This window comes from Bacillus sp. JFL15, assembly GCF_001184225.1.
Lineage (GTDB): Bacteria > Bacillota > Bacilli > Bacillales > Bacillaceae > Bacillus > Bacillus siamensis.
This window is the reverse complement of the sequence record NZ_KQ236689.1, coordinates 3131725-3157117: the sequence shown is the minus strand read 5'-3', so window position 1 is coordinate 3157117 and position 25393 is coordinate 3131725. Positions and strand designations below refer to the sequence as shown.

The following is a 25393-nucleotide window of genomic DNA, read 5'->3' as shown; positions in this document are numbered from 1 at the left end:
TGATTCTACCCTGCAAATCGGTTCAGATGAGAGAACAGATCAGTTGTAAACGAAAGAATCGTCGACAGCATCCAAGGACCAAAAAAGATCAGTCCGAGCATTACCGCCACGATTTTCGGAATGAACGCAAGCGTCTGTTCCTGGATTTGAGTTGTCGCTTGAAAGATACTGACGAGCAAACCGACGATCAGCGCGATCGCAAGCAGCGGCCCGCAGATCATCAGTGTTACGTATACGGCTTTTTCCGCCATGGAAATTACAAATTCTGAACTCACAATTAGCACCTACCCTAAAAGCTGTCAAGCAAAGATTTCACGATTAAATACCATCCATCGACCAAAACGAAAAGCAATATTTTAAAGGGCAGAGAGATCATAACCGGCGGAAGCATCATCATTCCCATTGACATTAAGACGCTCGCCACGACCATATCGATAATTAAAAACGGAATAAAAATCATAAAGCCCATTTGAAAAGCGGTCTTGAGTTCCGAGATCGCATAAGCGGGCACCATCGTCGTCAAAGGAATATCCTGAATCGATTCGGGCTTTTTCATTTTGGCGTAGTTCATAAACAGCGCCAGATCCTTTTGCCTTGTATGCTTGCTCATGTATTCTTTAATCGGCTTCTCGGCTTTTGTATATGCTTCATCGAGACTGATTTTGTTGTTCATCAGCGGCGTTAAGGCATCCTTATTAATCTCTGAAAAAGTCGGAGCCATAATAAAAAACGTTAAGAACAGCGCAAGACCGATTAATACCTGATTCGGAGGCATGTTCTGCGTCGCCAGTGAGGTTCTCACAAAAGACAGGACGATGACGATTCTCGTAAAGCAGGTCATCAAAATCAAAATACCCGGCGCCACTGAAAAGACGGTCAAAAGCAGCAGTAACTTAACAGTAGAGCTGACTTCGGTCGGACTGCTTGAATTAAAAAGATTAATAAATTCATTCATGATGATACGGGCCTTTCTTTTTTCCTTCAGAACGGCTTTGTTTCAGCTCGCTCAGCTGTTCTTTCAGCGCTTTTGAAAACGAGGGAAGCATCGTTTGCGGCTTTTTTTCTCCATCCTTACGCGGATTTACGAGTTTGGTCCATTCCACTTTTGAGGACATCGCCTCTTCGTATTGGCTCAGAATCGCCTCTCGCTCTTTTTCATCTTCAATTTCTTTTAAAAGCTGTATCGTCTCGCCGACACCGACTACAAGTACGCTGTTCCCCACTTTAATCAGCTGCACGGAACGGTTTTGGCCGACTGACGTTCCGCCGATATTTTCTACATATTGAAACGGCTTCAGCAGACGGTTTCTTTTATTCATCAGTTTGACAAATCCATAGATCAGCAGAATGACAAATAATAATGCCCCAATCATCTTTACAAAATCAAAAGCGGAGACAGAAGATGCAGAAGCATCCCCTATCTCTTGATCAGCCGTTTGTTTCGATGTATCGTTTTTTTTCTCTGTTTTGTTTGTTGATTGTTTGTCAAACCATTCGTTGACGGTGGAATTATCAGACTCCGCCGCAAAAGCAGGAAACGGATGTACATTGAGTAAAACGAAACAACAAATCAAAGCTAGTAAACCATGACTCTTTTTCAACAGTCGTACACCCTTTAGCTTAATGTTTTATTAATGGCTTCAAGCACGCGGTCCGCTTGGAACGGCTTCACGATAAAGTCTTTTGCGCCGGCTTGGATCGCGTCAATGACCATTGACTGCTGGCCCATTGCCGAACACATGATGATTTTCGCCTGCGGATCGATTTGTTTAATTTCCTTTAATGCGGTAATTCCGTCCATTTCAGGCATTGTAATATCCATTGTCACAAGGTCGGGTGAATGCTCTTTGAATTTTTCGACCGCCTGTGCTCCGTCTGAAGCTTCAGCTACAACGTCAAAACCGTTCTTCACCAAAATATCCTTGATCATCATTCTCATAAATGCTGCATCGTCTACAATTAAAATTCTGTGTGCCATAATCTGTTTCTCTCCTCTATGTTCGCTTATTTTAAATTGTTAAGGCGGTCTGCCTGACTTAAAATGTCAGTAACTCTCACGCCGAAGTTTTCTTCTATAACAACGACCTCGCCCTTTGCTACGATCCGCTGATTGACCAGGATGTCAACGGGTTCACCCGCCAGCTTGTCAAGCTCAATAATGCTTCCCGCAGAAAGTTCAAGGATTTCTTTGACGCTTCTCTTCGTTCTGCCGAGCTCGACCGTAACGGAAAGCGGGATATCCATCAGCATATCAAGGTTGTTTCTTGAACCGTGCGCCGCCGATGCATTTTGGTCAAACGCCTGGAATTCCACCGGAGCGACTTGAACGGGAGCAGCTTTTTTAGCGGTTCCCTGTCTCTTCGGAAGCTCGGGTTTTGCCTGCGGTTCCTGCTGAACGGCCGGTTCCGGCTGCGGCGTTTCGTATGTTTCCTGCGGCTGTGATACGGCTTCTGCGGCTTCTGCCACAGGCTGATCTGTATTCATCAGCTCCGCGATCAGATCTTTCGCAAACGTAAGCGGATAAAGCTGCATGATGCTCGAATCGATTAATTCACCGACTTTCAGGCGGAATGAAACTTTTACGAGCAGGTCATCCTCCGGTATTCTGTCCGTCCCTTTTTCTTCCGTCACATCCAGAAGTTCAACCCGCGGCGGAGAAATGTCGATCTTTTTACTGAATACGGTCGACATCGATGTAGCAGCCGAGCCCATCATTTGATTCATTGCTTCCTGCACGGCGCTCAGGTGGATTTCCCCGAGGGACGGATCGGCGCCTTGGCCGTCTCCGCCAATCATCAAATCCGCGATGATGGCTGCGTCGCTTTGTTCTACGACGAGCAAATTGCTGCCGTCAAATCCTTCTGTGTAGTTCACTTCAATGGCAACATACGGATGAGGAAATTCATCACTGATTTTGCTTTTTGAAATGACGGTCACACTCGGTGTCGTAATGTCCACTTTTTGATTTAAAAGAGTGGACAGCGCCGTAGCTGAGCTGCCGAATGAAATATTCCCGATTTCTCCGATCGTATCGCGCTCAAGTTCAGACAAGGTCGCCTTTTGAGGCTGTTCTGTATCCTCTTGACTTCCTGTGCCATTAAGAAGAGCATCGATTTCATCTTGAGATAATCTATTGTTCATCTTGTTCACCTCTTATGTCGTGATCTAAAATTTGCACTGCCTGTCTTCGATTCACCCGGCCGGCCTGCCCTAAAAACTTCGGTTTGTTTCCGACCAATACAGTAAGAGGATCAGTCACTGATTTGTCCAGAGTTATACAGTCCCCGGCTTCCAAACTTAAAAATTCTTCTATTGTCAGTTCAGAAGCTCCCAAGAGAGCTACTACGGGAATTTGTGCCGTCATGATGCGCTTTTCAAGCGACTTCGTTTCTTCGGGCTTCGCTTCATTCCGATCTGATTGCATCCAATAATGTACGGAAAGCTTAGGGATTATCGGCTCAAGTACGACATGGGGAATACAAAGATTAATGACACCGCTGATTTCACCGATCTGCGTATTGAGAGAAATGACCACGACGGTTTCATTTGGCGAAACCATCTGCACAAACTGAGGATTCACTTCAAATTCAGTCATTTCAGGATCAATATCAGCAATGGATTGCCAAGCTTCTTTGTAGTTACCCAGTGCATTTTCAAATAAGTTAGAAATAATGTTCGTTTCTATTTCCGTAAGATTGTCAGCTTTGTTATGGGTGATGCCGATGCCTCCCATGACGCGGTCAAGCATGGCGTATGCGATGGTGGGATTAACCTCCATCATGATCCTGCCTTCCATCGGATGAACATCGAACAAATTCAGGATCGTCATGTTCGGTATGGAGCGGATAAATTCTTCATACGGCACCTGGTCAACTGAGCTGACAGATATATGGATATATGTTCTGAGCTTGGCGGAAAAGTGAGTTGTGAGAAGCCTCGCAAAGTTATCATGTATCCGGGTTAAACTCCGTATCTGATCTTTCGAAAACCTGAGCGCCCGTTTAAAATCATATACCTTTACTTTTTTCTCTTTAACTTCCTTTTTCAGCTCTTCCGCATCCGCCTCACCCGTCGAAATGGCTGAAAGCAGTGCGTCTATTTCATTTTGAGAGAGAACTTCTCCAGACATTTTCTTCACCTCCGTATTCTGTCAAATTTGTTTTTATTGCAGATTAAAGGAGGTAATGTACACTTTCTGAACTTTTCCTTCTTGGAGATAGCTGTTTACTTTTTCTTTTAAGGATTGTTTAAACGCTTCTCTTCCTTTGTCTCCCTCAATCTCTCCGGCGCTTGTATCGGCTAAAATGGAAATGATGTTGTCTTTCACCTGAAAATCGCGTTTTTCAAGTTCTTCCTTCGCTTTTTCCGAGTCGGTTTCAAGCTTGATGCCGATGCGGATGATGCTGTCGGACTTTAAGTTCGTCGTGATATCGTCGACAGACACAGTGGCTGCAACGACTTCATCGATTGTAGGCTTTTTGTCTTTGTCTGAATGTCCGCTGACGACAAAATATGCTGCCGTTCCGAGGCCGGCAACGACAATTAAAATAATCAGCATAATAATGACTAATTTTTTTTTCATTCTTCTTCCTCTATTCCCTGATCCAGTGAAAATATTTGTATGCTATGGTAAAACGAAATGACTTTTTTAAGAACTGCTTCTTCCGGTTCTTTCACTACGAACTTTTTGCCGTTGGACAGCGTAATCGTCGTGTCGGGGAAGCACTCAATCTGTTCGATAAACAGCGCGTTCAGCGTAAAAGGCTGGCCGTTTAAACGGGTGACTTGAATCATTCAATCCGGAGAAGCGGCCTTACCGCCTCCCCTCCCTCCTTACCGTTTCAGATTAACCAGCTCCTGAAGGATTTCATCTGAAGTCGTAATGATTTTTGAGTTTGATTGGAAACCGCGCTGAGCAACGATCATTTCGGTAAATTCATCTGTCAGATCAACGTTTGACATTTCAAGATAGCCTGCCAAAAGCTTACCTGAGCCGTTTTCGCCCGGAGCGGTGACAGCACTCGCAGCTCCTGAACTTAATGATTGTCTGTAAAGGTTTCCTCCGATTTTTTCCAGACCGGCGCTGTTAGGGAACGTGACCAGACCGATTTGTCCGGCATCATGAACCGCATCCCCTGCATCAGTGTATGTAACGGTTCCGTCTGCACCGATACTGTAATCTTTCGCGTCAGTCGGAATATTGATTTTGCCCCCGCCGATTTTTTCAAGGTAGTAGCCGTCAGTCGTAACAAGGTTGCCTTTATTGTCCTTCCCGAAATTCCCTGCACGTGTGTAAACGATTCCCGCACCTGTATTAATCTGAAAGTAGCCGTCTCCGTCAATGGCTAGGTCGGTTTTATTCTGTGTAGCCTGCGGGGCGCCGGTTGAATGAACGACATCAATGGAAGAAGTCGCGGCACCCAAGCCGATTTGTTTTGAATTGGTCACGTTTGAACCGCCGGAGACTGTCTGGCTGATCAAATCTTTAAATGTAACGCGGCTTTTCTTAAATCCCACTGTGTTGACGTTGGCGATGTTATTGCCGATTACGTCTAGTTTTGTCTGAAAGTTTTTCATGCCGCTGATACCGGAATATAATGAACGTAACATGTTAAATTCCCCCTGGGTTTCTTTTTATTTAGATGTATCGCTGACTGCCGTGACATCCCACGGGCTGACCTCTTTGCCATTTTCAAGCACGAGCACGTAATTACCGTTTGAGTGTTTGACTGAATTGACAGGGCTTGTCTGGTCCTTCCCGTCGCTGTCGCTGAATGTGACATTTTTGCCGATCCAGTTCACATACATCGTAAACGGATCTTGATTTTCTACAAATTTAGTCATCGTCGTATTCATATTCATCATTTGCTCCAATGAAGAAAATGTCGCCATCTGACTGATGAATTCTTTGTCATCAACCGGATTGAGCGGGTCCTGGTTTTGAACCTGTGTCATTAAGATCTTCAGAAATTCGTCTTTCCCTAAATTCGTGCTGCTGTTTACGGCGGCGGTGCTCTTCGTATTAGAAGCGCCCGCTGCGGCATAATCCGAGTTTACAGATGTCAACTATTCTTCCTCCATTTCATTGAGAGAAAGCTCCTCCAGCATATCTCCGAAATCGCCTGACTGCTGCTGGTTTTTCTGCTCTCTCTGTCCCTGCTGCTGCTGTTTATTGTGATCGGCTGTCTGACCGTAAACCGGCTGCTGATCCCCGCTTTGAAGCGGGACGGTAAAACGGTCGATTTGGACCGACATATTCGGAAGCGACTGTTTCAGCTGAGGAAGATGCTGTTCCAGCAGCTCTTTCGCAGACTGGCTTGATGCGATTATTTTGCTTTGAAACATCCCATTTTCGTTTGTCACCTTTATCGTGACAAAACCGAGGTTCTCAGGATTAAGACGAATCGTAAAGCTTCCGGTCGTTTTCCCGAAAGGCGTGTATTTCATCTGTTTCCAGCCGCTGATGACCTGGTCTGTTAACGGTTTATTTTCTGCCGGCGGCTGTTCGGCTCCTGCGGACGCTTGCTGAATGCCGGCAAGACTTCTCGTTCCCGAAAACAGTATATGCGCGGACAATTTGCTGTCAGATGCTTTCACTTGAGAAATCGTGCCGCCGTTTTGCTGTTCCGTTTTCCCGGCAGACTCTTGGGACGATTCAGATGATTGAGATAACACAAAAGCTTTCAGCTCAGTTTCAGCCATATTCCATTCCTTTGTTCCTTTTTGAGAAAGGCCCGCAAGCTGCTCAGCGACGCTTTGAAAGCTCTTCAGCTCAGCGGCCGACATAGAATAAAGCTTAGATGCAGATTCATTTTTCGGAAACAGCGTCTGCCGCAGGTCTTGAATCACGCGGTCCGGTACGCCTTGTTTTTTCAACGCTGCTAATAAACGGTCGCCTTCCTGATAAACCGCCTTTGCCTGTGCGCTGTCCGGCTGATTCTCTTGATGCGCAAATAGCTGGGCTGCGGCTTCTTGAATGAAAAGGAGGCCTGTTTCAAGCGCGTCTCGCCCGGAATCCCCGTCATTAGCGGGCGAACCCGGCTCAATCTTTTCAGGCTTCACCCCATGCCGTTTGCCGGCTAACATGTCTTCAACAGATTCAGCAAGCTGCTTCAATAAAGGAAGAGCTGTTTCAGCCGTTTGCTTTCCTTCAAGGGCTTTGACCGCCTCAAGCAGCTGTTTCAGCTGAAGTTCTTTATCTTCCGGGCCGGCTTTCAGCCAATCACCGATTTTCGAGAGAGCATCATTCAGCTCTGCATCACTTGTTTTCGCCTCATCTCCGGGCTTCTGTTGAGAAGTGATTTCCGACAGAAGCCGGTTCTGAAATAGGCCTAAGCTGTTTACATTCATCTTCACATTGCTGTTTTGCGCAGTCTGCGTGCGATTCCCCGTTATTTCAAGCAGCTTCAACTTACATCACTCCTTATTTCCGTCAGCGGATAGTTTTTCTGTATATTTAGCCGCTTGTTCAGGAGTCATTTTCGTCAAGATTTCAGCAAGCTGCTTTTTACTTAGTCCGTTTAAAATATCGAGGGCTTCTTTTTCTTTCAGCTTTACGATAATGCTTGCCGCTTTACCGCTGTCCATACTTTTATAGATGTTGATCATTTTATCTTTTCCCGCTGAACCCGAAGCGTCTTTTTTCGTTTCATCCGTTTTCTGCTGCTGTTCCGTTTTCTGCTGCTGTTCCGTTTTCTGCTGCTGTTCAGCTTCCTGTTTCAATGAACGGATTTTCTGGTTCAGATTGTCGATTTCGGATTTGCTTGTGTCCAAATCTTTATTTAAAATGTTGATTTCACTTTTTTGTTCCTTTATGGTCTTTTCAAGAGAAGCCGTTCTGTCTTCCTTCTGCTTTTCCGCCGCGCTTTTCATTTCTTTCGTTTCGGGAACCAATTCTTTTAAAACAGGCGTTTTTGCGGCTGTTTCCTGAATCGGCTTCATCACATCAACGCCGGCAGCCCAAAGGATGATGCTTGCGACGATGATCAGAAAAATCAGCGGGATCATGATAAAAAGCAGGATTGAACCGAACTTTCCAGATCTCTTTTCTTTATCGGCCATTTTATTCGCTCCTAATGCCCCTGAATCATAAACTGCTTGATTGAAATATCGTCCATTTCCCTCATTTCTGCAGCTTTGTCTTCAAGAGCAAACATATTAAATTGTTTTTCCCGCATTTTTTCAAATTTCTTTACTTCAATGTTTTTTTCGGTGAGCTGTTCCTGCTTCTCATTCATTTCATTTCGTTTCATAATGACAAGTTTTTGATAATGATAGATGGTGTTCTCAAGATTAGAGACGAATTGCTGATAATGTCTCATTTCCTGAACGCTCATCCCGCATTTCAGCTTTGATTCTTTGTCTTTTTCGAGCGATTCTTTTTTGCTCATATTTTCATATAGTTTTTCAGCCACTGTTTCAAATTCAGAAACCGATTGTCTGTATTCAGACAATGTTTGGTCTTTTTCATTCTCTTTTAATTCCAGCAGCTTTTGAAATCTGAATTGGTACGCCACGATGTTTATTCCTCTTTTCCTGTCATACTCGTCAATACCGCAATACTGTCTTCCAATTGAGCAGGTTCTTCAGTTCCTTGTTTTAAAAATTGAATGAGCTGCGGATAAAACTGAATCGCTTCATCAATTTCTCTCGATGACCCTCTTTTGTAAGCTCCGATATTAATGAGGTCTTCAGAGTTTTGATAAGTTGACAGAAGATCGCGGAATTTGTTGGCCGCCTCTATATGCGCGGCGTCTGAAATATTAGACATAACCCTGCTGATGCTCTTCAGAATATTCACCGCCGGGAACTGCCCTTTGTTGGCAAGCGCCCGATCGAGAACGATATGCCCGTCTAATATTCCGCGCACCGTATCGGCAATCGGTTCATTCATGTCGTCTCCGTCAACGAGAACTGTATAAAAAGCGGTTATCGTCCCTTGTTCATTCGCACCCGTTCTTTCCAGTAAACGGGGCAGAATAGCGAACACGGAAGGTGTATATCCTTTTGTTGTCGGCGGTTCCCCCGCTGCCAGCCCGATTTCACGCTGAGCCATCGCAACCCTCGTGACGGAGTCCATCATGAACATGACATTCCGGCCTTTATCACGGAAATATTCCGCAATGGCGGTCGCTGTATATGCCGCTTTCAAACGCATTAATGCAGGCTGATCAGAAGTCGCGACTACGACAATCGAGCGTTTCAAGCCTTCTTCGCCTAAATCCTTCTCAATGAATTCCCGCACCTCGCGCCCCCGTTCACCGACGAGTGCGATGATGTTTAGATCGGCTTCGGTCTGCTTTGCGATCATTCCCATCAAAGTGCTTTTTCCGACTCCGCTTCCGGCAAAAATTCCGATTCTCTGCCCTTTTCCTACTGTCAGCAGACTGTCAATCGACCTGACACCGACACCCATCTTTTCCCGTATCGGCGGCCGTTTCATCGGGTTTGGTGGCGGCTGTTCCGTCGAAACGGGAGACAATCCTTTCGGAAGCGCCCTGCCGTCAAGAGGCTCACCGAACGCATCAACAACCTGTCCGATTAAACCTGCGCCTACTTTGATACGGAGAGACTCGCCGGTAGCCTCCACAATGCTGCCCGGGGCAATGCTTGCCGCTTCCAGATAAGGCATTAACAGTATGTTTTCATCCTGGAAGCCTACAACCTCAGCTTTAATCGCTTTTTTTGAATGACCTTTCGGATAAATGAGACAAACATCTCCGATCGAGCTTTCGGGCCCTTTTGATTCAATCATCAGCCCGATGACACGTTTAACCTTACCGTAGCGTTTGTACGGATCCGCTGTTTCAATCGAGTCTATTAAATACTGTGTCTTCATTGCTCCGCTCCCGCCTCAAGCGCCGTTAAAAGCTTTTGCTTTAATTGCATCAGCTGGGTGTCTATTCCTGCATCAACCCGTCCGAACGGTGTTTCTATGGAGCACGTTCCCTTTGCAGCTTTTTCATCGGCATACAAGCTTAACCTGCATTCTTTGTATAACAGCTGCTGAATTTCATCCATATGCTGATGAACCGTCTCATAATATTCCGGGTCCACATAAATGGAAATGTCATCATAATCTTTCACTTCGGCTATTACCTGTTTGACTAACAGAAGAAAAGCTTCTTTATCATCACTTTTTTGCCGCCATACTTTTTTAGCGAGCGCAACGGAAAGCTCAATGATTTCTTCCTCAGCGCTTTCCAGCTTTTCCTCGACTGACTGTCTGGCCATTTCCATAACGGCATTGGCCCGGCTGATGAGGTCTGCGTATTCGGCCTGAGCCTCGGCTTTTCCCAATGCCATGCCTTCGTTATATCCTTCTGCCTTTGCATCTTCCATCAGTCTTTGTTTTTCATCCGCCCAGCGGCTTTTCTCTTCCTCAATCTGCCGGAGGGTGTAATCCAGCTGATTTTTCGCTTCTTCAGATACCCTGTCGGCTTCTGCTTTGGCAAAAGCCATGAGAGCTTCAGGATTTTCTTCCTCCAGGTCGAGCTGGGGATGCGTTTTCCTGACTTCCTGCAAGGAAAGCTTGCGCCGTTTTTGTTCAGGAGAAAATGATGATTGCTGTTTAATGATATTAGACAATAATATCGTCTCCTCCGCCTCGCGCGATTACAATTTCACCGGCTTCTTCAAGCTTGCGGACGACGCCCACGATTCTTGATTGCGCCTCTTCCACATCACGCAAACGCACAGGCCCCATAATTTCCATTTCTTCTTTAAACGTTTCAACCATACGCTGTGACATATTGCTGAAGACGATCTCTTTGACTTCCTCGCTCGCAACCTTCAATGACAGCAGGAGGTCGTCATTTTCAACATCCCTGATCACGCGCTGAATCGCACGGTTATCAAGGGTGACAATATCTTCAAAGACAAACATCCGTTTTTTGATTTCATCCGCCAATTCAGGATCTTGTATTTCTAATGAATCAAGGATCGTTTTTTCCGTTCCTCTGTCTACGCCGTTCAACACTTCAACAACGGCTTCTATGCCGCCTGTCTGCGTATAATCCTGCGTAAAGGAGGAGGACAGCTTTTGTTCAAGAACCCGCTCCACTTCATTTATGATTTCAGGAGACGTCCTGTCCATAACCGCAATCCTTCTCGCCACCTCAGCCTGAACGTCCGGGTTCAGCTCAGACAAAATCTGTCCGGCCTGCACCGGGTCAAGGTAGGATAAAATCAGCGCCATCGTTTGGGGATGTTCCTGCTGAATGAAATTCAAAATCTGTTCGGGCTCCGCTTTTCTTGCGAAGTCAAACGGCTTTACCTGCAATGAAGAGGTCAGCCTGTTTAAAATGCTTACCGCTTTGTCTTCTCCGAGCGCTTTTTCAAGCACTTGGCGGGCGTAATTTAAACCGCCTTGAGAAATATAATCCTGAGCGATTGCGATATTATGAAATTCTTCAATGATTTCATCTTTTCTCTGATGATCGACGCTTCTGACTCCCGAAATCTCGAGAGTCAATCTTTCAATTTCTTCTTCAGACAAATGCTTGTACACAGAGGCTGATACATCAAGACCTAAGGAAATCATGAGGATGGCTGCTTTTTGTTTTCCTGTAAGCTTGTTCTGATCACGTTTCGCCATTTTCCATTCCCCCTAATCCTCGTCCAACCAGCTTCGAAGCAATTTTGCAAAGTCTTCCGGTTTTTCTTTAGCCATTTTTTCAAGCTGTTTTCGTCTGACTGTTTCTTCCGTTTCATTTTTCTCTTCGTTGATATCAGGCAGTCGAACCGGCTCTGGCGCCGTTTCATATTCATATTCTTCATACTCATCCTCTTGAGAGCGTTTCTTTCTGATGAGGAGAATAATAAGCAGAATAATGGCTGCAAGCAGCACCCCGCCTGTAATGTATACCCAGATCGGGAGACCCGAAGATTGTGCCGAATTTGTGTTCAGGCTTGTTTTCCCGTCAAACGGCTGTACGGAGACAACGATTTTATTGTTGATATCATTGGCTGTCAGGTTTTGATTTTGCGTTTCATTTTTATCAAGGGACGTTCTGACAACCGTTCCTAAAATCTTCTGTATATCAGCCTGTCTCTGCGCTGATAATGAGGCGGCATTTTTCGGATTCGGCGGTTCCACCATGACCTGAATGCCTAAATCACGCACTTTATACGGGCTTTCTGCGATTTCTTTATGAATGCGGTTGACTTCATAGTTGATTTTATTGCTGCTTTTTTCGTAGTCTCCGCTGTTTGAACCGTCATTCGCCTGTTTATAGTTCGCGGTGTCATTGCTGCCCGTTCCGGCTGTTCCGCCGTTGGCCGCGCCGTCGCCTTTATACGTTTCCGCAACTTTTTCAGCGCTTACCGCTATGCCTTCCATGTTATCTTTATCGACAGGCTCGACAATGTCTTCAGTGCGTTTTTCTTTCGTGAAGTCAATATCTGCCGTAACCGAAACCACGACTTTATCCTGCCCCATCATTGTGCCGAGCAGTGATTGGACATGTTTTTGAATATCCTTTTCGACCTGCGACTTAATACCTTGCTGAGAAGCATAACTGTCAGAAACGGACCCTGCACCGCTGTCGCTTTTGTCATAATATGTAGAATTTTGATCCATTATGACGATATTATCTTCTTTTAAGTTCGGGACGCTTTTAGAAACGAGATGGTACAGCCCGTTGATCTGGCTTTGATCAAGCGAGTAGCCCGGTTTAATCTGCAAAACGATCGATGCGGATGCTTCCGGCTGATCTTCACCGACAAACACAGCTTCTTTCGGCATATTGATCATGACCTTCGAGCTTTTAATACCGTCCATTTCATTTATCAGGTTTGACAATTCAGTCTGAGTCGCCTCAACTTTTAAAACGTCAAACTCATTATCTGTCAGGCCGAAGCCCGCATTCTGTCCGAAAAACGAATAATCAATTGAACCCGTTTTCGGCAGGCCTTCCGCGGCAAGCTGCACTTTAAGCGAATCCACTTGGCTCTCAGGAACCTTAATGACCGTGCCGCCGTCAGCAAGTTCAGAAGACACCTTTTTCGTATCGAGCTCTTCTTTAATCTTCCCCGCTTCTTCCGCGGACAAGTCTTTATAAAGAGGCACCATCTTTTCAGACGAAGTAAAAATAATAACGACGATGAGTAAAATAATGAATGCGGCCAAGCCGCTTACCATGAGTATCTTCTGTGTTTTTGATCTGTTATTCCAAAACGCTGCCGTTTTGGTTTTCATTTGCGTTAGAGTACGATTCATGTTAACCCCCGGTCATTCCAGTCATTCTCTTTCATCTGACCACTACATCTGCATTCTCATGATTTCCTGATAGGCTTCCACGGCTTTATTGCGGAATTCGGTAGCGGCCGTCAGAGAAATATTTGCTTTTTGGGCAGCGATCATGACCTCGTCAAGGTTTACATCCTTTCCTGCAGCCAGTTCGTTCGTTATTTGGTCAGATTTCACTTGCGACTCATTTAACGAATCAATTGAGTTTTTTAAAAGCTCCGAAAAGCTTGTTTGATTTGAAGAATCAGTTTTTTGAGCTTGATTTAATTGATTCGTTACGTTTTGAGTGTTTTGGGTTTGTTGAAGCTGAAAAGGAGTAATAGCGTTAACCACTTACATCACCTTACTTTCCGATTTCTAAAGCCTTTAAAAGCATGCCTTTGGAGGCGTTCAATGCCGTCACGTTTGCTTCATATGATCTCGTGCTGCTGACAAGATCCACCATTTCCTTTAATGGGTCTACATTAGGTTTTTGTACATATCCGTCTTTATTCGCATCGGGATTTTCCGGATCGTAAACAAGATTAAAAGCGGATGGGTCTTCCGTAATCGAAGATACCTTTACGCCATTTCCGGCGTTTCCGATTCCGTTCATCTTGGAATTTAAAAGGGACGAAAATGATTCGCCTCCGGATTGGAGAGAAACCAGCTTTCTTCTGTAAGGCACCCACTCGCCATTGACCTGCTTCGCTCTCGTTGTGTCCATATTGGCCAGGTTGGACGATACGACGTCCATCCGGACACGCTGTGCAGTTAAAGCAGACCCAGAAATATTTAAGCTTTGAAAGCCACTCATTATTTTCCTCCTGTCAAGACTGTTTTCAGGGAATTGAATTTGCCGCTCATTCTTTCAACCAAAGCCTGATAATTAATTTGGTTTTCGGCTAAATCTGTCATTTCTTTGTCGATATCGACATTGTTTCCGTTTTGCTGGTACGATGTGTCACCGCTGGACACGATGGAATAATCGTCCCCCGAATCCGTAAAGTCAACGTGTCGATAGTCGGTTTTTACAGCCTCAAGATTGGATGTTTCCTGATCTAACAAATTTCGGAAAGAGACTTTTTTTGCCTTATAGTTCGGTGTATCTATATTGGCGATATTATTAGTTAAGACTTTTTGCTTAATGTCCGCTCTCCCCAAGGCATTCTCAAGATTTTGTATAGTTCCAGAAAATAAGTCCAAATCCACTTACCTCCATTTCAGATATTTTTCTCCTAAAAATCCTTGTCGAGAATTGTAAAACCATATGCTTATTGTAAGAAATAACAGGCTTAAAGTCTATGAAGTTAGGCTAAAAAAAAGTGCTCATTTGTATCTATTTTGCACATAGGTATTAAGTCCTAGAGTATTTGGACTACAAGCTTTTGGTTAATATAAGACTGAAAATAGCTGAATTTCTGTATCTTCCCCTTTTTCTCACACAGCAAGATGGATTATCTCAGATCAGATTCCAATAATCAACTTTAAACTCCAACTTTTCACCTATTGTCCATAAAAAAAAGCAGGATCCCCGCTTTTAGGGATCCTGCTTTTGGATTAATGAGATTTTAGGTTTTCCAATTCAATAAGGAATTTATTGTTCAGAACTTTAATGTAAGTCCCCTTCATTCCAAGTGATCTGGATTCAATAACGCCGGCGCTTTCGAGCTTTCTCAGCGCGTTAACGATGACTGAACGGGTAATGCCTACACGGTCGGCAATCTTACTTGCCACAAGCAAGCCTTCGTTTCCGTCAAGCTCTTCAAAGATATGCTCAATCGCTTCAAGTTCACTGTAAGACAAAGAACTGATCGCCATTTGAACAACTGCTTTGCTTCGCGCTTCTTCTTCGATTTCTTCTGCTTTTTCTCTTAAAATCTCCATTCCTACAACGGTTGCTCCGTATTCAGCAAGAATGAGATCATCATCTTCAAATTGGTCCTGCAGACGGGACAGAATCAATGTGCCCAGACGCTCTCCTCCGCCGATAATCGGCACAATCGTCGTTAAGCCCGCTTGGAACAGGTCTCTGTTTTCAACAGGAAAAGCCGTATATTCGCTGTTGATATCAAGGTTTGAAGATGTCTCCGGAACGTTGAAAAGGTTTTTCGTGTACTCTTCCGGGAACTGGCGGTCTTCAAGCATTTTTTTCATGCGGTCATTTTCGATCTGCTGATTAATAGAGTAGCCCAAAAGCTTTCCTCTGCGGCTGACGACGAAAATATTAGAATCAATGACGTCGCGAAGCGTTTCTGCCATTTCTTTAAAGTTTACGGGTTTGCCTGCCGCAGCCTGCAGCATGCTGTTAATAATTCGTGTTTTTTGTAGTAAAGCCATGTTAAATAATCCTCCTAGAATTCCTGTTATTAAATTTTCACAATATAAATTGACTTAGATCTTTGTTGTTTGCAATCGATCCGAGCTTTTCTTCAACGTATTGCGGCGTGATGGCGACTTTTTCCATCGTCACGTCCGGCGCTTCAAACGACAGGTCCTCCAAGAGACGTTCCAATATCGTGTGAAGCCTTCTTGCTCCGATGTTGTCCGTATCCTGATTCACATGATAAGCCACTTCGGCGATCTTACGAATAGCTTCGTCAGAAAATTCAAGAGATATACCTTCTGTCTGCAATAAAGCCTGATATTGTTTTAACAGCGCATTATCAGGTTCGACGAGAATTTTCACAAAATCATCCACCGTCAGCTTGCTCAGTTCTACACGTATCGGAAAGCGCCCCTGCAGCTCCGGAATCAGATCAGACGGTTTGGCCATATGGAATGCCCCGGCGGCTATAAACAGCACGTGGTCGGTTTTGACGGAGCCGTATTTCGTGACGACGGTCGAGCCTTCGACAATCGGAAGGATATCCCTTTGGACGCCCTCTCTCGAGACATCGGCCGAGGAAGAAGCCCCTCCGTTTTTTGCGATTTTATCTATTTCGTCAATAAAGATAATGCCGCCCTCTTCAGCTCTTAACACGGCTTCCTGGCTGACTTCATCCATATCGATTAATTTGCTTGCCTCTTCATTGGTCAGAACCTTTCTTGCCTCTCTGACCGTCATTTTGCGGCGTTTCTTCTTTTTAGGCATCAGATTGCTCAGCGCATCCTGCATATTCATGCCCATCTGCTCCATGCCGGAGCCTTGCAGCATGTCAAACATCGACGGCTGCTGCTCTTCCACCTCTACGGAGACGTAATAGTCTTCGAGCTCTCCCAATGCGAGCTGATGCGCCATGCGCTTTCTTTTCTCTTCAAGGCTCGCTTCTTCCTGCTGATCGCTTTCATCATCGCTTGACGGCTGGCTTCCTCCGAAAAGCATTTCAAATGGATTTTTCACACCCGCTTGTTTTTTCTTTCCCGGAACGAGAAGCCTCACAATGCGTTTGTTTGCATTTTCTTCAGCCTGTTCTTTCACTTCGCTGATTTTTTCTTCTTTAATGAGCCGCACGGATGTCTCAACAAGGTCTCTGACCATTGATTCGACATCTCTGCCTACATAGCCGACTTCTGTAAATTTTGTCGCTTCAATTTTTATAAATGGCGCACCGGTAAGCTTGGCGATCCGTCTGGCGATTTCTGTTTTCCCCACCCCTGTCGGACCCATCATCAGGATGTTTTTGGGAACGATCTCATCTCTCAGTTTTTCATCAAGAAGACTTCTGCGATAGCGGTTTCTTAATGCCACGGCGACAGCTTTTTTTGCATCCTGCTGTCCTACAATGTATTGATCCAACCGATCTACGATTTGTCTCGGTGTTAACGGTTTGTTTTCCATGCGCCTCAAGTCCTTTCTATTCAAGTTCTTCCAAAATGATCTGATCGTTTGTGTACACACAAATCTCGCCTGCGATTTTCAAAGCGGCTTTTGCAATTTCTTTGGCGGACAGGTTTTCTCCGGCATAAGTTTTCAGCGCTCTTCCTGCTGACAGGGCGTAGTTTCCGCCGGAGCCGATTGCCAAAACGCCGTCATCCGGCTCAATCACTTCACCTGTTCCCGATACGAGAAGCAAGGTATCCTGGTTCATGACAATCAGCATCGCTTCCAGCTTGCGCAGCACTTTATCGCTGCGCCATTCTTTCGCAAGCTCAACCGACGCACGTTTTAAATTGCCGTTGTATTCTTCAAGCTTCGCCTCAAACATTTCAAAAAGTGTGAAAGCGTCTGCAACAGATCCCGCGAAGCCGGCCAGAACCTTTCCGTTAAACAGCTTTCTCACTTTTCTCGCAGTATGTTTCATGACTACAGCCTGACCGAATGTGACCTGGCCGTCTCCTGACATAGCGCTTTTTCCTTTATGCTGGACGGCAAAAATCGTTGTCGCATGAAAAGATGACATGAGAAGGGCCTCCTTTTAATTTTCTTTAAAAGCTCTCGGATGGTGGGACATATATGTGTTTCTCAGCATTTCCTTCGATACATGCGTGTATATCTGCGTGGAAGACAGATTAGAATGGCCCAAAAGCTCCTGGACGCTTCTTAAGTCAGCCCCTTCATTCAGCAGATGAGTCGCAAACGTATGCCGAAGCATATGCGGGTGTATATGTAAAGTGCCGGATGCCTTTTTTACAAGCCCGCTTAAAATATACCGGATGCCTCTGGCGGTAAGCGGACCGCCTCTTTGATTGACAAACAGCAAATCATGAGGCTCTTTTGCTTTTTCAAGCAGGCACTGCCTTCCGCTATTGATATACAGCTCCAGCGCATCACGGGCATATGAGCCGAACGGGATGTAGCGCTGCTTCCTGCCTTTCCCGTGAACGAGCACCGTATCCATAGATAAGTCAAGATCGCCGACAGTGAGCGTACAGCACTCACTGACCCTCATTCCGGTCGCATATAGAAGCTCAAGCAAGGCCTGATCGCGCATCCCTGACGGCTTGCTTCTGTCTGAAACAGCGAATAGTTCCTCAAGTTCTTTTTCATAAAGAAACTTCGGAATCCGTTTTTCTTGTTTCGGCAGATGAACAAGCTGAAACGGATTCTCTTCAACAAGCTTTTCCCTCATCAAAAATTTATAGAAGCTTCTCAAAGCTGAAATCTTCTTGCTGATTGTTTTTCTTGACAGGCCTTTTTCATAAGCTTCTGTCAAAAATATTCTCACATCATGATATGCAGCTTCTTTCAATCCATTTATATTTTGAGCATGCAGAAACATCCCAAATTCTTCAATCGAATTAACATAATTCACAATAGTATATTGTGAATAATTTTTTTCAATTTGTAAATATTCAACGAATAACTTTAAAAAAAAGTTAACATTCTCCGCCATTATTATGACCTTCCTCTCCGAAGGGCTTTTAAATGGTATCATATAATGCATTGAAGTTGCAATGAAAAGCTATATCGTTTTCGAAATAGTTTGAATAGTTTCAATTGCGCGTTTAGCGTATTCTTCATTTCGTTCTTTTTTGTTTTTAATTTTAACAGGCAGTTCTTTTAACAGGCCGAAGTTTGCGTTCATCGGCTGGAAGTTCTTCTGGTTCGTCGTCGTAATGTAATGAGCCATGCTTCCGATCGCCGTCTCCTGAGGGAATGTCACAAGGTCCTGACCGAGCACAAGTTTGGCCGCATTGATTCCCGCCACAAGGCCTGAAGCAGCAGATTCAACATAACCTTCTACGCCGGTCATTTGGCCTGCGAAAAACAGGTCGTTCCGCTGTTTAAATTGATATGTCGGATTCAAGAGGCTAGGCGAGTTGATAAATGTGTTTCTGTGCATGACGCCGTATCTGACGATGTCAACATTTTCAAGTCCGGGGATCAGTTTAAGCACTTCTTTTTGGTCTCCCCATTTTAAATGTGTCTGAAAACCTACAATATTATATAGCGTTCCTGCCGCGTCATCCTGTCTGAGCTGCACGACTGCATAAGGCCGCTTGCCTGTTTTAGGATCTTCCAGCCCGACCGGTTTCATCGGTCCGAACAGCATCGTTTTCTTGCCTCTTTTCGCCATGACTTCAATCGGCATGCAGCCTTCAAAGAAAATTTCTTTCTCGAATTCTTTTAACGGAACCGTCTCAGCCGTCGTCAGCGCTTCATAGAAACGGTCAAACTCTTCTTCTGTCATCGGGCAGTTTAAGTATGCCGCTTCTCCCTTGTCATAACGGGATTTTAAGTAGACTTTATCCATATCAAGGCTGTCTTTTTCAACAATCGGCGCCGCCGCGTCATAAAAATACAGGTACTCTTCTCCGGTGAGTTCTTTCAGCTGCTGTGAAAGCGATTCTGACGTAAGCGGTCCGGTCGCAATAACTGTCGGGCCTTCCGGAATCTCTGTTACTTCCTCAGTAAGTACCGTTACGTTCGGATGGTTTTTCACAAGATCCGTCACGCTTTGCGCAAATTCATGACGGTCAACGGCAAGCGCTCCCCCTGCCGGAACCGAACATTTATCAGCAGATTGAATGATTGCTGAGTCAAGGGCCCGCATTTCTTCCTTTAATACGCCTACCGCATTGGCAAGCGTATTTGAACGGAGGGAGTTGCTGCATACCAGTTCGGCAAATTTATCAGTGTGATGGGCTGCCGTCTGCTTTACGGGCCGCATTTCATATAGTTTTACTTGAATTCCTCGTTTTGCAAGCTGCCATGCTGCTTCACTTCCGGCAAGGCCTGCTCCGATTACATTAACTGTTTGCTGGTTCATTTCTTTTCATCTCCTGTTGTTTGTTACTTCCACACAAAGAAGGTGAGCAAGGCTCTGCTCACCGCTACTTCTGTGGTTCTTCCTTATAATCGCATTCGACGCATTGGACTTGTATGCCTTTTTTAAGCTTTTTCTCTACGAGCATATTTTCACATTTCGGGCATTTTCGTTCAATCGGTTTATCCCAAGATACGAAGTCACAGTCAGGATAACGGTCACAGCCGTAAAAGACGCGTTTCTTTTTTGATTTTCGTTCGACAATGTTTCCTTCATGACACTTAGGACATTTCACGCCGATTTGTTTAACAATCGGTTTTGTATTCCGGCAGTCAGGGAAGTTGGAGCACGCCATGAATTTGCCGTACCGGCCCATTTTATAAACCATCCGAGAGCCGCATAACTCACAATCTTCGTCGGCGTATTCAGGTTCAATTTCCACTTCTTTCATTTCGGCTTCCGCTTTTTTCACACGCTTTTCGAAATCGGAATAGAAGCTGTCAATGATTTGAACCCATTCTGTCTGACCGTCTTCAACATGGTCAAGGTCTCTTTCCATTTTTGCCGTGAATTCAACGTTAATGATTTCCGGGAAAAACTCCATGATGAGATCCAGTACAATCTGCCCGAGCTCAGTCGGCACAAACCGTTTATTGTCTAATGCCACGTAACCGCGCCGCTGGATGGTGTCAAGAGTCGGCGCATATGTGGAAGGACGGCCGATACCGAGTTCTTCAAGCGTTTTAACCAAGCGCGCCTCTGTGTAACGCGGCGGCGGCTGAGTAAAGTGCTGCTCGGGCTCAATATCTTTCGACAAAACCGTGTCTCCCTCTTTAAGGTCCGGAAGCATGCGGTCTTTTTCTTCCAGCTGATCGTCTTTACCCTCTACATAGACTTTCATGAAGCCGGCGAATTTGACTTTACTTCCGTTTGCCCGGAATGTCAATCCGTTATTGCTGAGATCGACACTCATCGTATCCAGAACGGCTGGCGCCATCTGACTTGCAACAAAGCGCTCCCAAATCAGCTTGTATAATCTGAGCTGGTCTCTGCCAAGCACCGCTTTTAAATCGGCTGGTTTTCTGAGTACTGAAGTCGGGCGGATCGCTTCGTGGGCATCTTGAGCGTTTTCATTTTTCTTTGCCGGTTTCCGTTTTCCCGCTAAGTACTCTTTTCCGTACGCCTGATCAATAAAAGCTGACGCCTCTTCAACGGCTGTGTTGGAAATCCTCGTTGAGTCCGTTCTCATATACGTGATGAGTCCGACTGTACCTTCTTTGCCGAGATCAATTCCTTCATATAATTGCTGAGCGATCATCATCGTTTTCTTCGCTCTGAAATTCAGCTTTCTTGCAGCCTCCTGCTGCAGGGTGGACGTTGTAAACGGCAGAGCGGGATTTCGTTTCCGCTCTTTTTTCGTAACCTTGTCTACTGTATACTTATTGCCTTTCAGCTCAGCAAGGACGGCTTTTACGTCTTCTTCACTTTTTAAAGGAAGCTTTTTGCCGTTTTTTCCGAAAAAGCCGGCTTCAAACGTCTCTTTTCCTTTTAGAAATGAGCCGGTAATCGTCCAGTACTCTTCAGGTTTAAAGTCGTTGATTTCCTTTTCCCGGTCAATGATGATCCGGAGCGCAACAGATTGCACGCGGCCCGCACTGAGGCCTTTTTTTACTTTTTTCCAAAGAATCGGGCTGATTTTGTATCCGACGAGTCTGTCTAGTATGCGGCGCGCCTGCTGCGCATCGACAAGATCCATGTTAATCATGCGCGGATGTTTAAATGATTCTTTAATGGCGTCTTTTGTTATTTCATTAAAGACGACCCGGCAGTCAGAGTTGAGATCCAGATCAAGACTGTGCGCGAGATGCCATGCAATCGCTTCCCCTTCTCTGTCGGGGTCGGCCGCGAGATAGACTTTTTTTGCTTTCTTTGCCGCTGTTTTTAATTCTTTTAAAACAGGGCCTTTTCCGCGGATCGTAATATATTTCGGTTCAAAGTTCTGTTCGATGTCAACTCCCATTTGACTTTTTGGAAGATCCCGGACATGTCCCATTGAAGCTTTGACTTTATATTTCTTTCCTAAATAACGTTCAATCGTTTTCGCCTTTGCCGGCGATTCCACGATGACTAGATAATCAGACATTTTCATCCCCCTCAAGAGGTGTTCTCTCTCTTTTCAAGTATCAATTCATTTTAGAGCTGCCTTTTTATGGCTTTCAACATTTCATTCTTTATGATGAACGTCATTTTATACATGAAAATAATGTGCAACTTTAAATCCTCACTATTATTAAATATTACAATACCGTTTGTCAAACGATATTTCAAAAGGGTTCCGTATACTGAACGCCTCGGGCGGTCAGCTCTCCGTCAATATCCTCTGCGCACAATACAGCTTTCGCCCCTTCTTGAATGAGTTTTATAGGTCCTCCGGAATATGGATTAAATATGGAACCGGGAACTGCAAATACCTCTCTCCCTTGATCGAGGGCCTGATAAGCTGTGATTAATGAACCGCTTTTTTCTTTTCCCTGCACGACTACAATTCCTTCACTTAATCCGCTGATTATACGGTTTCTCATCGGAAAGTGCCACTTTTTCGGCTTTGTTTCAGGAGGATGTTCTGAGAGTAGGAGGTGGTGTTCAGCCATGTATTCTGCTAACAGGAGATTTTCCCGGGGATAAATGTGATGGAATCCGCCGGCTATCACGCCGATCGTAAGCCCTTTTGCCCTGATGCTCGCCTTATGAGACAATCCGTCTATGCCGGATGCAAGCCCGCTTACGATGACCCAGCCTTTTTTTGAGAGTTCGGCGGTAAGATGCCCAACCGCTTTTATTCCGTCTTCCGTCGGTTTCCGCGTGCCCACAATCCCAATTTTTCGGCCTTTTTCAAGAAGCTGCGTATTCCCTTTTGCAAACAAGACAGCCGGCGGATCATAAATCGTTTTAAGCCATGAAGGATAGCGGCTCGATGAAATCGGGATGACTGTAATGCCTTCGCGGCGGTAATCGGACAGAACTTCATCGAGTTCCGAATCCTTGCGCTCTATTTCTCGAAAAATGGCTTTCGGAGCTGTTTTCCCTTCTGACAAAACGGTTAATGGATGCGGATCCCGTAAAAAAGACAGGGAGTGATCAGCTTTCCACCATTTTAATAGAAGAGACGGGGAAATAATTTGATTGATACTGCAGACCATTAAACAGCGCGATGCTTGATCCAAATCTGGCAACCTCCTCTTTTTTTTACAGTAAAAACAGGAACAGCCGTTACGGCTGCCCCTGCTTCGTTCAGTGCGTTTTGCACGTTTCAAATAAGCCTTTTTCTTTTAACACCTTAATCAGCGTTTCGCCCATTACAGAAGGGGTTTCCGCCACTTCAATCCCGCAGGCGTTCATTGTTTTGACTTTTTCTTCTGCCGTGCCTTTTCCTCCGGAGATGATGGCGCCCGCATGGCCCATGCGTTTTCCCGGAGGAGCGGTTTTACCGCCGATAAAGCCGACAACAGGCTTCGTCATGTTTGCTTTCACCCACTCAGCCGCTTCCTCTTCAGCTGTGCCGCCGATTTCTCCGATCATGATGACGGCATGTGTTTCAGGATCTTCATTGAACGCTTTTAACACGTCAATAAAGTTCGTGCCGTTGACCGGGTCACCGCCGATTCCTACAGCGGTAGATTGGCCTACGCCGGCTTCTGAAAGCTGATGGACGGCCTCGTATGTCAATGTTCCCGAACGGGATACAACGCCTACATGCCCCTTCTTATGAATGTATCCCGGCATAATGCCGATTTTGCATTCTTCAGGCGTAATAACACCAGGGCAGTTCGGCCCTATTAATCTCGTTTTCTTGCCTTCCATAAAGCGCTTCACTTTCACCATGTCCAAAACCGGAATGTGCTCAGTGATACAAATGACAAGATCAATTTCCGCGTCAACCGCTTCCATAATTGCGTCCGCCGCAAACGGAGCCGGCACGTAAATGACTGACGCATCAGCGCCCGTTGTATGAACCGCTTCTGCGACCGTATTGAATACCGGTACGCCTTCCGCCTCCGTTCCGCCTTTACCAGGTGTTACACCGCCAACGATATTCGTGCCGTATTCCAGCATCTGCTTTGTATGAAATAAAGCGGTAGAACCTGTAATCCCCTGTACAATAACTCTCGTATCTTTATTGATAAAAACACTCATTATCTGGTCCCCTGCCTTTCATTCTTTCCTAAACTAAGGATACGATTTTCTGCGCGCCGTCTGCCATTGATTCCGCAGATGTAATGTTTAAGCCTGATTCATTCAGGATTTTCTTTCCTAAATCTACGTTTGTCCCTTCAAGGCGCACGACCAGCGGCAATGTCAATCCGACTTGTCTCGTCGCTTCAACAACGCCCTCGGCGATGACATCGCACTTCATGATGCCTCCGAAAATATTTACGAAAATTCCTTTTACGTTTTGATCGGAAAGAATGATTTTAAAAGCTTCCGTTACTTTTTCAGCGGTTGCGCCGCCCCCAACATCCAGGAAGTTTGCAGGTTCTCCGCCGTAGTGTTTAATAATATCCATTGTAGACATTGCAAGACCCGCGCCGTTTACCATACAGCCGATATTTCCATCAAGGGAAATGTAGCTCAGATCGTATTTTGACGCTTCGATTTCTTTCGGGTCTTCTTCATCTAAATCTCTGTATTCCATAATATCTTTTTGTCTGTATAACGCATTGCTGTCAAAGTTCAGCTTAGCATCGAGCGCCATGACGTTTCCGTCTCCCGTGACGACGAGAGGGTTGATCTCGGCGATGGAGCAGTCCTTCTCAACAAATGCTTTATATAAACCGAGCATAAATTTAGCGGCTTTGCCGACAAGCTCTTTCGGGATGTTAATTGCGAATGCAATTTCCCTTGCCTGATAGCCTTGAAGGCCGACAGCCGGATCAATAACCGCTTTTTTAATTTTTTCAGGTGTTTTTTCCGCTACTTCTTCAATCTCCGTTCCGCCTTCTTCAGACGCCATTAAAACGATTCTTGAAGTGGCGCGGTCAAGTACAAGCCCGACATAGTATTCCTTTTTAATATCGCAGCCTTCTTCAATAAGTAAGCGTTTTATTACTTGTCCGTCCGGACCCGTTTGATGGGTGACGAGCGTCTTGCCTAACAGTTCTTCTGCATACCCCTTCACTTCATCTATTGTTTTTGCAATCTTTACCCCACCAGCTTTGCCGCGGCCGCCAGCATGGATTTGCGCCTTTACGACATAAACCGAGCTTGACAGGCTCTCTGCTTTTTCAACTGCTTCCTCTGCTGTAAAAGCCACTTTACCTTCAGGAACAGACACCCCGTATTTTCTGAGGACTTCTTTTCCCTGGTACTCATGGATATTCATTTCCCATCCTCCTAACTTATGTAGCAAAACTAAAAATAGACTGCGCTTTCATTCTATATAATACTGGAAGAATTGTCTAGGGTTCAAAACAAAATCTTTATATCCTTCCGAACATTCTAACTTTTATTTTATTGA

The 25393-nt window shown here is 45.2% G+C and carries 29 protein-coding genes; all 29 read right to left on the bottom strand.

All coding sequences use genetic code 11. The annotated features are described in order from the left end of the window. Positions 1–5 precede the first annotated feature (5 nt). Entirely contained in the window at positions 6–275 is a 270-nt protein-coding gene (gene fliQ / locus AD710_RS15905) for a flagellar biosynthesis protein FliQ (protein ID WP_013352270.1), read from the bottom strand. 14 nt (positions 276–289) lie between these two features. Beyond that, on the bottom strand, positions 290–955 hold the full coding sequence (gene fliP, locus AD710_RS15900; RefSeq protein WP_016936111.1) for a flagellar type III secretion system pore protein FliP: 666 nt from the start codon (positions 953–955) through the stop codon (positions 290–292). Continuing rightward, positions 948–1601, bottom strand: a complete 654-nt coding sequence (fliZ, locus tag AD710_RS15895; protein WP_016936112.1) for a flagella biosynthesis regulatory protein FliZ — start codon at positions 1599–1601, stop codon at positions 948–950. Before fliZ ends, fliP begins: the two co-directional genes overlap by 8 nt. A 14-nt stretch (positions 1602–1615) precedes the next feature. Further along, the gene (gene cheY / locus AD710_RS15890) at positions 1616–1978 is read right to left on the bottom strand and encodes a chemotaxis protein CheY (protein ID WP_003154238.1); all 363 of its coding nucleotides are present in this window, start codon (positions 1976–1978) and stop codon (positions 1616–1618) included. A 26-nt stretch (positions 1979–2004) separates the two neighbouring features. Then, positions 2005–3141: a flagellar motor switch phosphatase FliY gene (gene fliY / locus AD710_RS15885; protein ID WP_049628472.1), complete on the bottom strand. Its 1137-nt coding sequence runs from the start codon at positions 3139–3141 to the stop codon at positions 2005–2007. Next, on the bottom strand, positions 3131–4129 hold the full coding sequence (gene fliM, locus AD710_RS15880; protein ID WP_016936114.1) for a flagellar motor switch protein FliM: 999 nt from the start codon (positions 4127–4129) through the stop codon (positions 3131–3133). The genes fliY and fliM overlap by 11 nt, the downstream gene beginning before the upstream one ends. A 33-nt stretch (positions 4130–4162) precedes the next feature. Then, on the bottom strand, positions 4163–4582 hold the full coding sequence (gene fliL, locus AD710_RS15875; protein ID WP_016936115.1) for a flagellar basal body-associated protein FliL: 420 nt from the start codon (positions 4580–4582) through the stop codon (positions 4163–4165). Continuing rightward, positions 4579–4794: a swarming motility protein SwrD gene (locus AD710_RS15870; RefSeq protein WP_003154243.1), complete on the bottom strand. Its 216-nt coding sequence runs from the start codon at positions 4792–4794 to the stop codon at positions 4579–4581. The genes fliL and AD710_RS15870 overlap by 4 nt, the downstream gene beginning before the upstream one ends. Positions 4795–4833: 39 nt before the next feature. Next, positions 4834–5610, bottom strand: a complete 777-nt coding sequence (flgG, locus tag AD710_RS15865; RefSeq protein ID WP_049628471.1) for a flagellar basal body rod protein FlgG — start codon at positions 5608–5610, stop codon at positions 4834–4836. A gap of 24 nt (positions 5611–5634) precedes the next feature. Then, the gene (gene flgD, locus AD710_RS15860; protein ID WP_049628470.1) at positions 5635–6066 is read right to left on the bottom strand and encodes a flagellar hook assembly protein FlgD; all 432 of its coding nucleotides are present in this window, start codon (positions 6064–6066) and stop codon (positions 5635–5637) included. Then, complete coding sequence (locus AD710_RS15855) at positions 6067–7410, bottom strand: flagellar hook-length control protein FliK (RefSeq protein WP_049628469.1); 1344 nt, start codon at positions 7408–7410, stop codon at positions 6067–6069. It lies immediately after the preceding gene. A 6-nt stretch (positions 7411–7416) separates the two neighbouring features. Continuing rightward, positions 7417–8061, bottom strand: coding sequence for a MotE family protein (locus AD710_RS15850; protein WP_049628468.1), 645 nt, complete (start codon positions 8059–8061; stop codon positions 7417–7419). Positions 8062–8072: 11 nt separating this feature from the next. After that, positions 8073–8516: a flagellar export protein FliJ gene (gene fliJ / locus AD710_RS15845; RefSeq protein WP_016936120.1), complete on the bottom strand. Its 444-nt coding sequence runs from the start codon at positions 8514–8516 to the stop codon at positions 8073–8075. A 5-nt stretch (positions 8517–8521) separates the two neighbouring features. Continuing rightward, positions 8522–9838 (bottom strand): flagellar protein export ATPase FliI, encoded by a 1317-nt coding sequence (fliI, locus tag AD710_RS15840; protein ID WP_016936121.1) that lies wholly within the window; start codon positions 9836–9838, stop codon positions 8522–8524. Continuing rightward, complete coding sequence (fliH, locus tag AD710_RS15835; RefSeq protein WP_049628467.1) at positions 9835–10587, bottom strand: flagellar assembly protein FliH; 753 nt, start codon at positions 10585–10587, stop codon at positions 9835–9837. Before fliH ends, fliI begins: the two co-directional genes overlap by 4 nt. Further along, complete coding sequence (gene fliG / locus AD710_RS15830; RefSeq protein ID WP_003154256.1) at positions 10580–11596, bottom strand: flagellar motor switch protein FliG; 1017 nt, start codon at positions 11594–11596, stop codon at positions 10580–10582. The genes fliH and fliG overlap by 8 nt, the downstream gene beginning before the upstream one ends. A gap of 12 nt (positions 11597–11608) precedes the next feature. After that, the gene (gene fliF, locus AD710_RS15825) at positions 11609–13219 is read right to left on the bottom strand and encodes a flagellar basal-body MS-ring/collar protein FliF (protein ID WP_049628466.1); all 1611 of its coding nucleotides are present in this window, start codon (positions 13217–13219) and stop codon (positions 11609–11611) included. Between the two features lie 42 nt (positions 13220–13261). After that, the gene (fliE, locus tag AD710_RS15820) at positions 13262–13582 is read right to left on the bottom strand and encodes a flagellar hook-basal body complex protein FliE (protein WP_047475015.1); all 321 of its coding nucleotides are present in this window, start codon (positions 13580–13582) and stop codon (positions 13262–13264) included. A gap of 10 nt (positions 13583–13592) precedes the next feature. After that, positions 13593–14045 (bottom strand): flagellar basal body rod protein FlgC, encoded by a 453-nt coding sequence (gene flgC, locus AD710_RS15815; protein WP_016936125.1) that lies wholly within the window; start codon positions 14043–14045, stop codon positions 13593–13595. Further along, entirely contained in the window at positions 14045–14434 is a 390-nt protein-coding gene (gene flgB / locus AD710_RS15810) for a flagellar basal body rod protein FlgB (protein WP_016936126.1), read from the bottom strand. The genes flgC and flgB overlap by 1 nt, the downstream gene beginning before the upstream one ends. Positions 14435–14788: 354 nt before the next feature. After that, positions 14789–15568 (bottom strand): GTP-sensing pleiotropic transcriptional regulator CodY, encoded by a 780-nt coding sequence (gene codY / locus AD710_RS15805; RefSeq protein WP_013352252.1) that lies wholly within the window; start codon positions 15566–15568, stop codon positions 14789–14791. 37 nt (positions 15569–15605) lie between these two features. Continuing rightward, positions 15606–17009 carry an ATP-dependent protease ATPase subunit HslU gene (gene hslU / locus AD710_RS15800; RefSeq protein WP_049628465.1) on the bottom strand — a complete coding sequence of 468 codons (1404 nt, stop codon included), beginning with the start codon at positions 17007–17009 and terminating at the stop codon, positions 15606–15608. A gap of 16 nt (positions 17010–17025) precedes the next feature. Further along, on the bottom strand, positions 17026–17571 hold the full coding sequence (gene hslV, locus AD710_RS15795; RefSeq protein ID WP_016936128.1) for an ATP-dependent protease subunit HslV: 546 nt from the start codon (positions 17569–17571) through the stop codon (positions 17026–17028). Positions 17572–17586: 15 nt separating this feature from the next. Continuing rightward, positions 17587–18504, bottom strand: a complete 918-nt coding sequence (gene xerC, locus AD710_RS15790; protein WP_016936129.1) for a tyrosine recombinase XerC — start codon at positions 18502–18504, stop codon at positions 17587–17589. A gap of 69 nt (positions 18505–18573) precedes the next feature. Next, positions 18574–19881: an FADH(2)-oxidizing methylenetetrahydrofolate--tRNA-(uracil(54)-C(5))-methyltransferase TrmFO gene (trmFO, locus tag AD710_RS15785; protein WP_016936130.1), complete on the bottom strand. Its 1308-nt coding sequence runs from the start codon at positions 19879–19881 to the stop codon at positions 18574–18576. A 64-nt stretch (positions 19882–19945) separates the two neighbouring features. Next, entirely contained in the window at positions 19946–22021 is a 2076-nt protein-coding gene (gene topA, locus AD710_RS15780) for a type I DNA topoisomerase (protein ID WP_045926121.1), read from the bottom strand. A 181-nt stretch (positions 22022–22202) separates the two neighbouring features. After that, the gene (gene dprA, locus AD710_RS15775) at positions 22203–23102 is read right to left on the bottom strand and encodes a DNA-processing protein DprA (RefSeq protein ID WP_049628464.1); all 900 of its coding nucleotides are present in this window, start codon (positions 23100–23102) and stop codon (positions 22203–22205) included. 67 nt (positions 23103–23169) lie between these two features. Next, positions 23170–24072: a succinate--CoA ligase subunit alpha gene (gene sucD / locus AD710_RS15770; protein WP_003154281.1), complete on the bottom strand. Its 903-nt coding sequence runs from the start codon at positions 24070–24072 to the stop codon at positions 23170–23172. Between the two features lie 28 nt (positions 24073–24100). Then, on the bottom strand, positions 24101–25258 hold the full coding sequence (gene sucC / locus AD710_RS15765; RefSeq protein ID WP_016936134.1) for an ADP-forming succinate--CoA ligase subunit beta: 1158 nt from the start codon (positions 25256–25258) through the stop codon (positions 24101–24103). Positions 25259–25393: the final 135 nt, after the last annotated feature.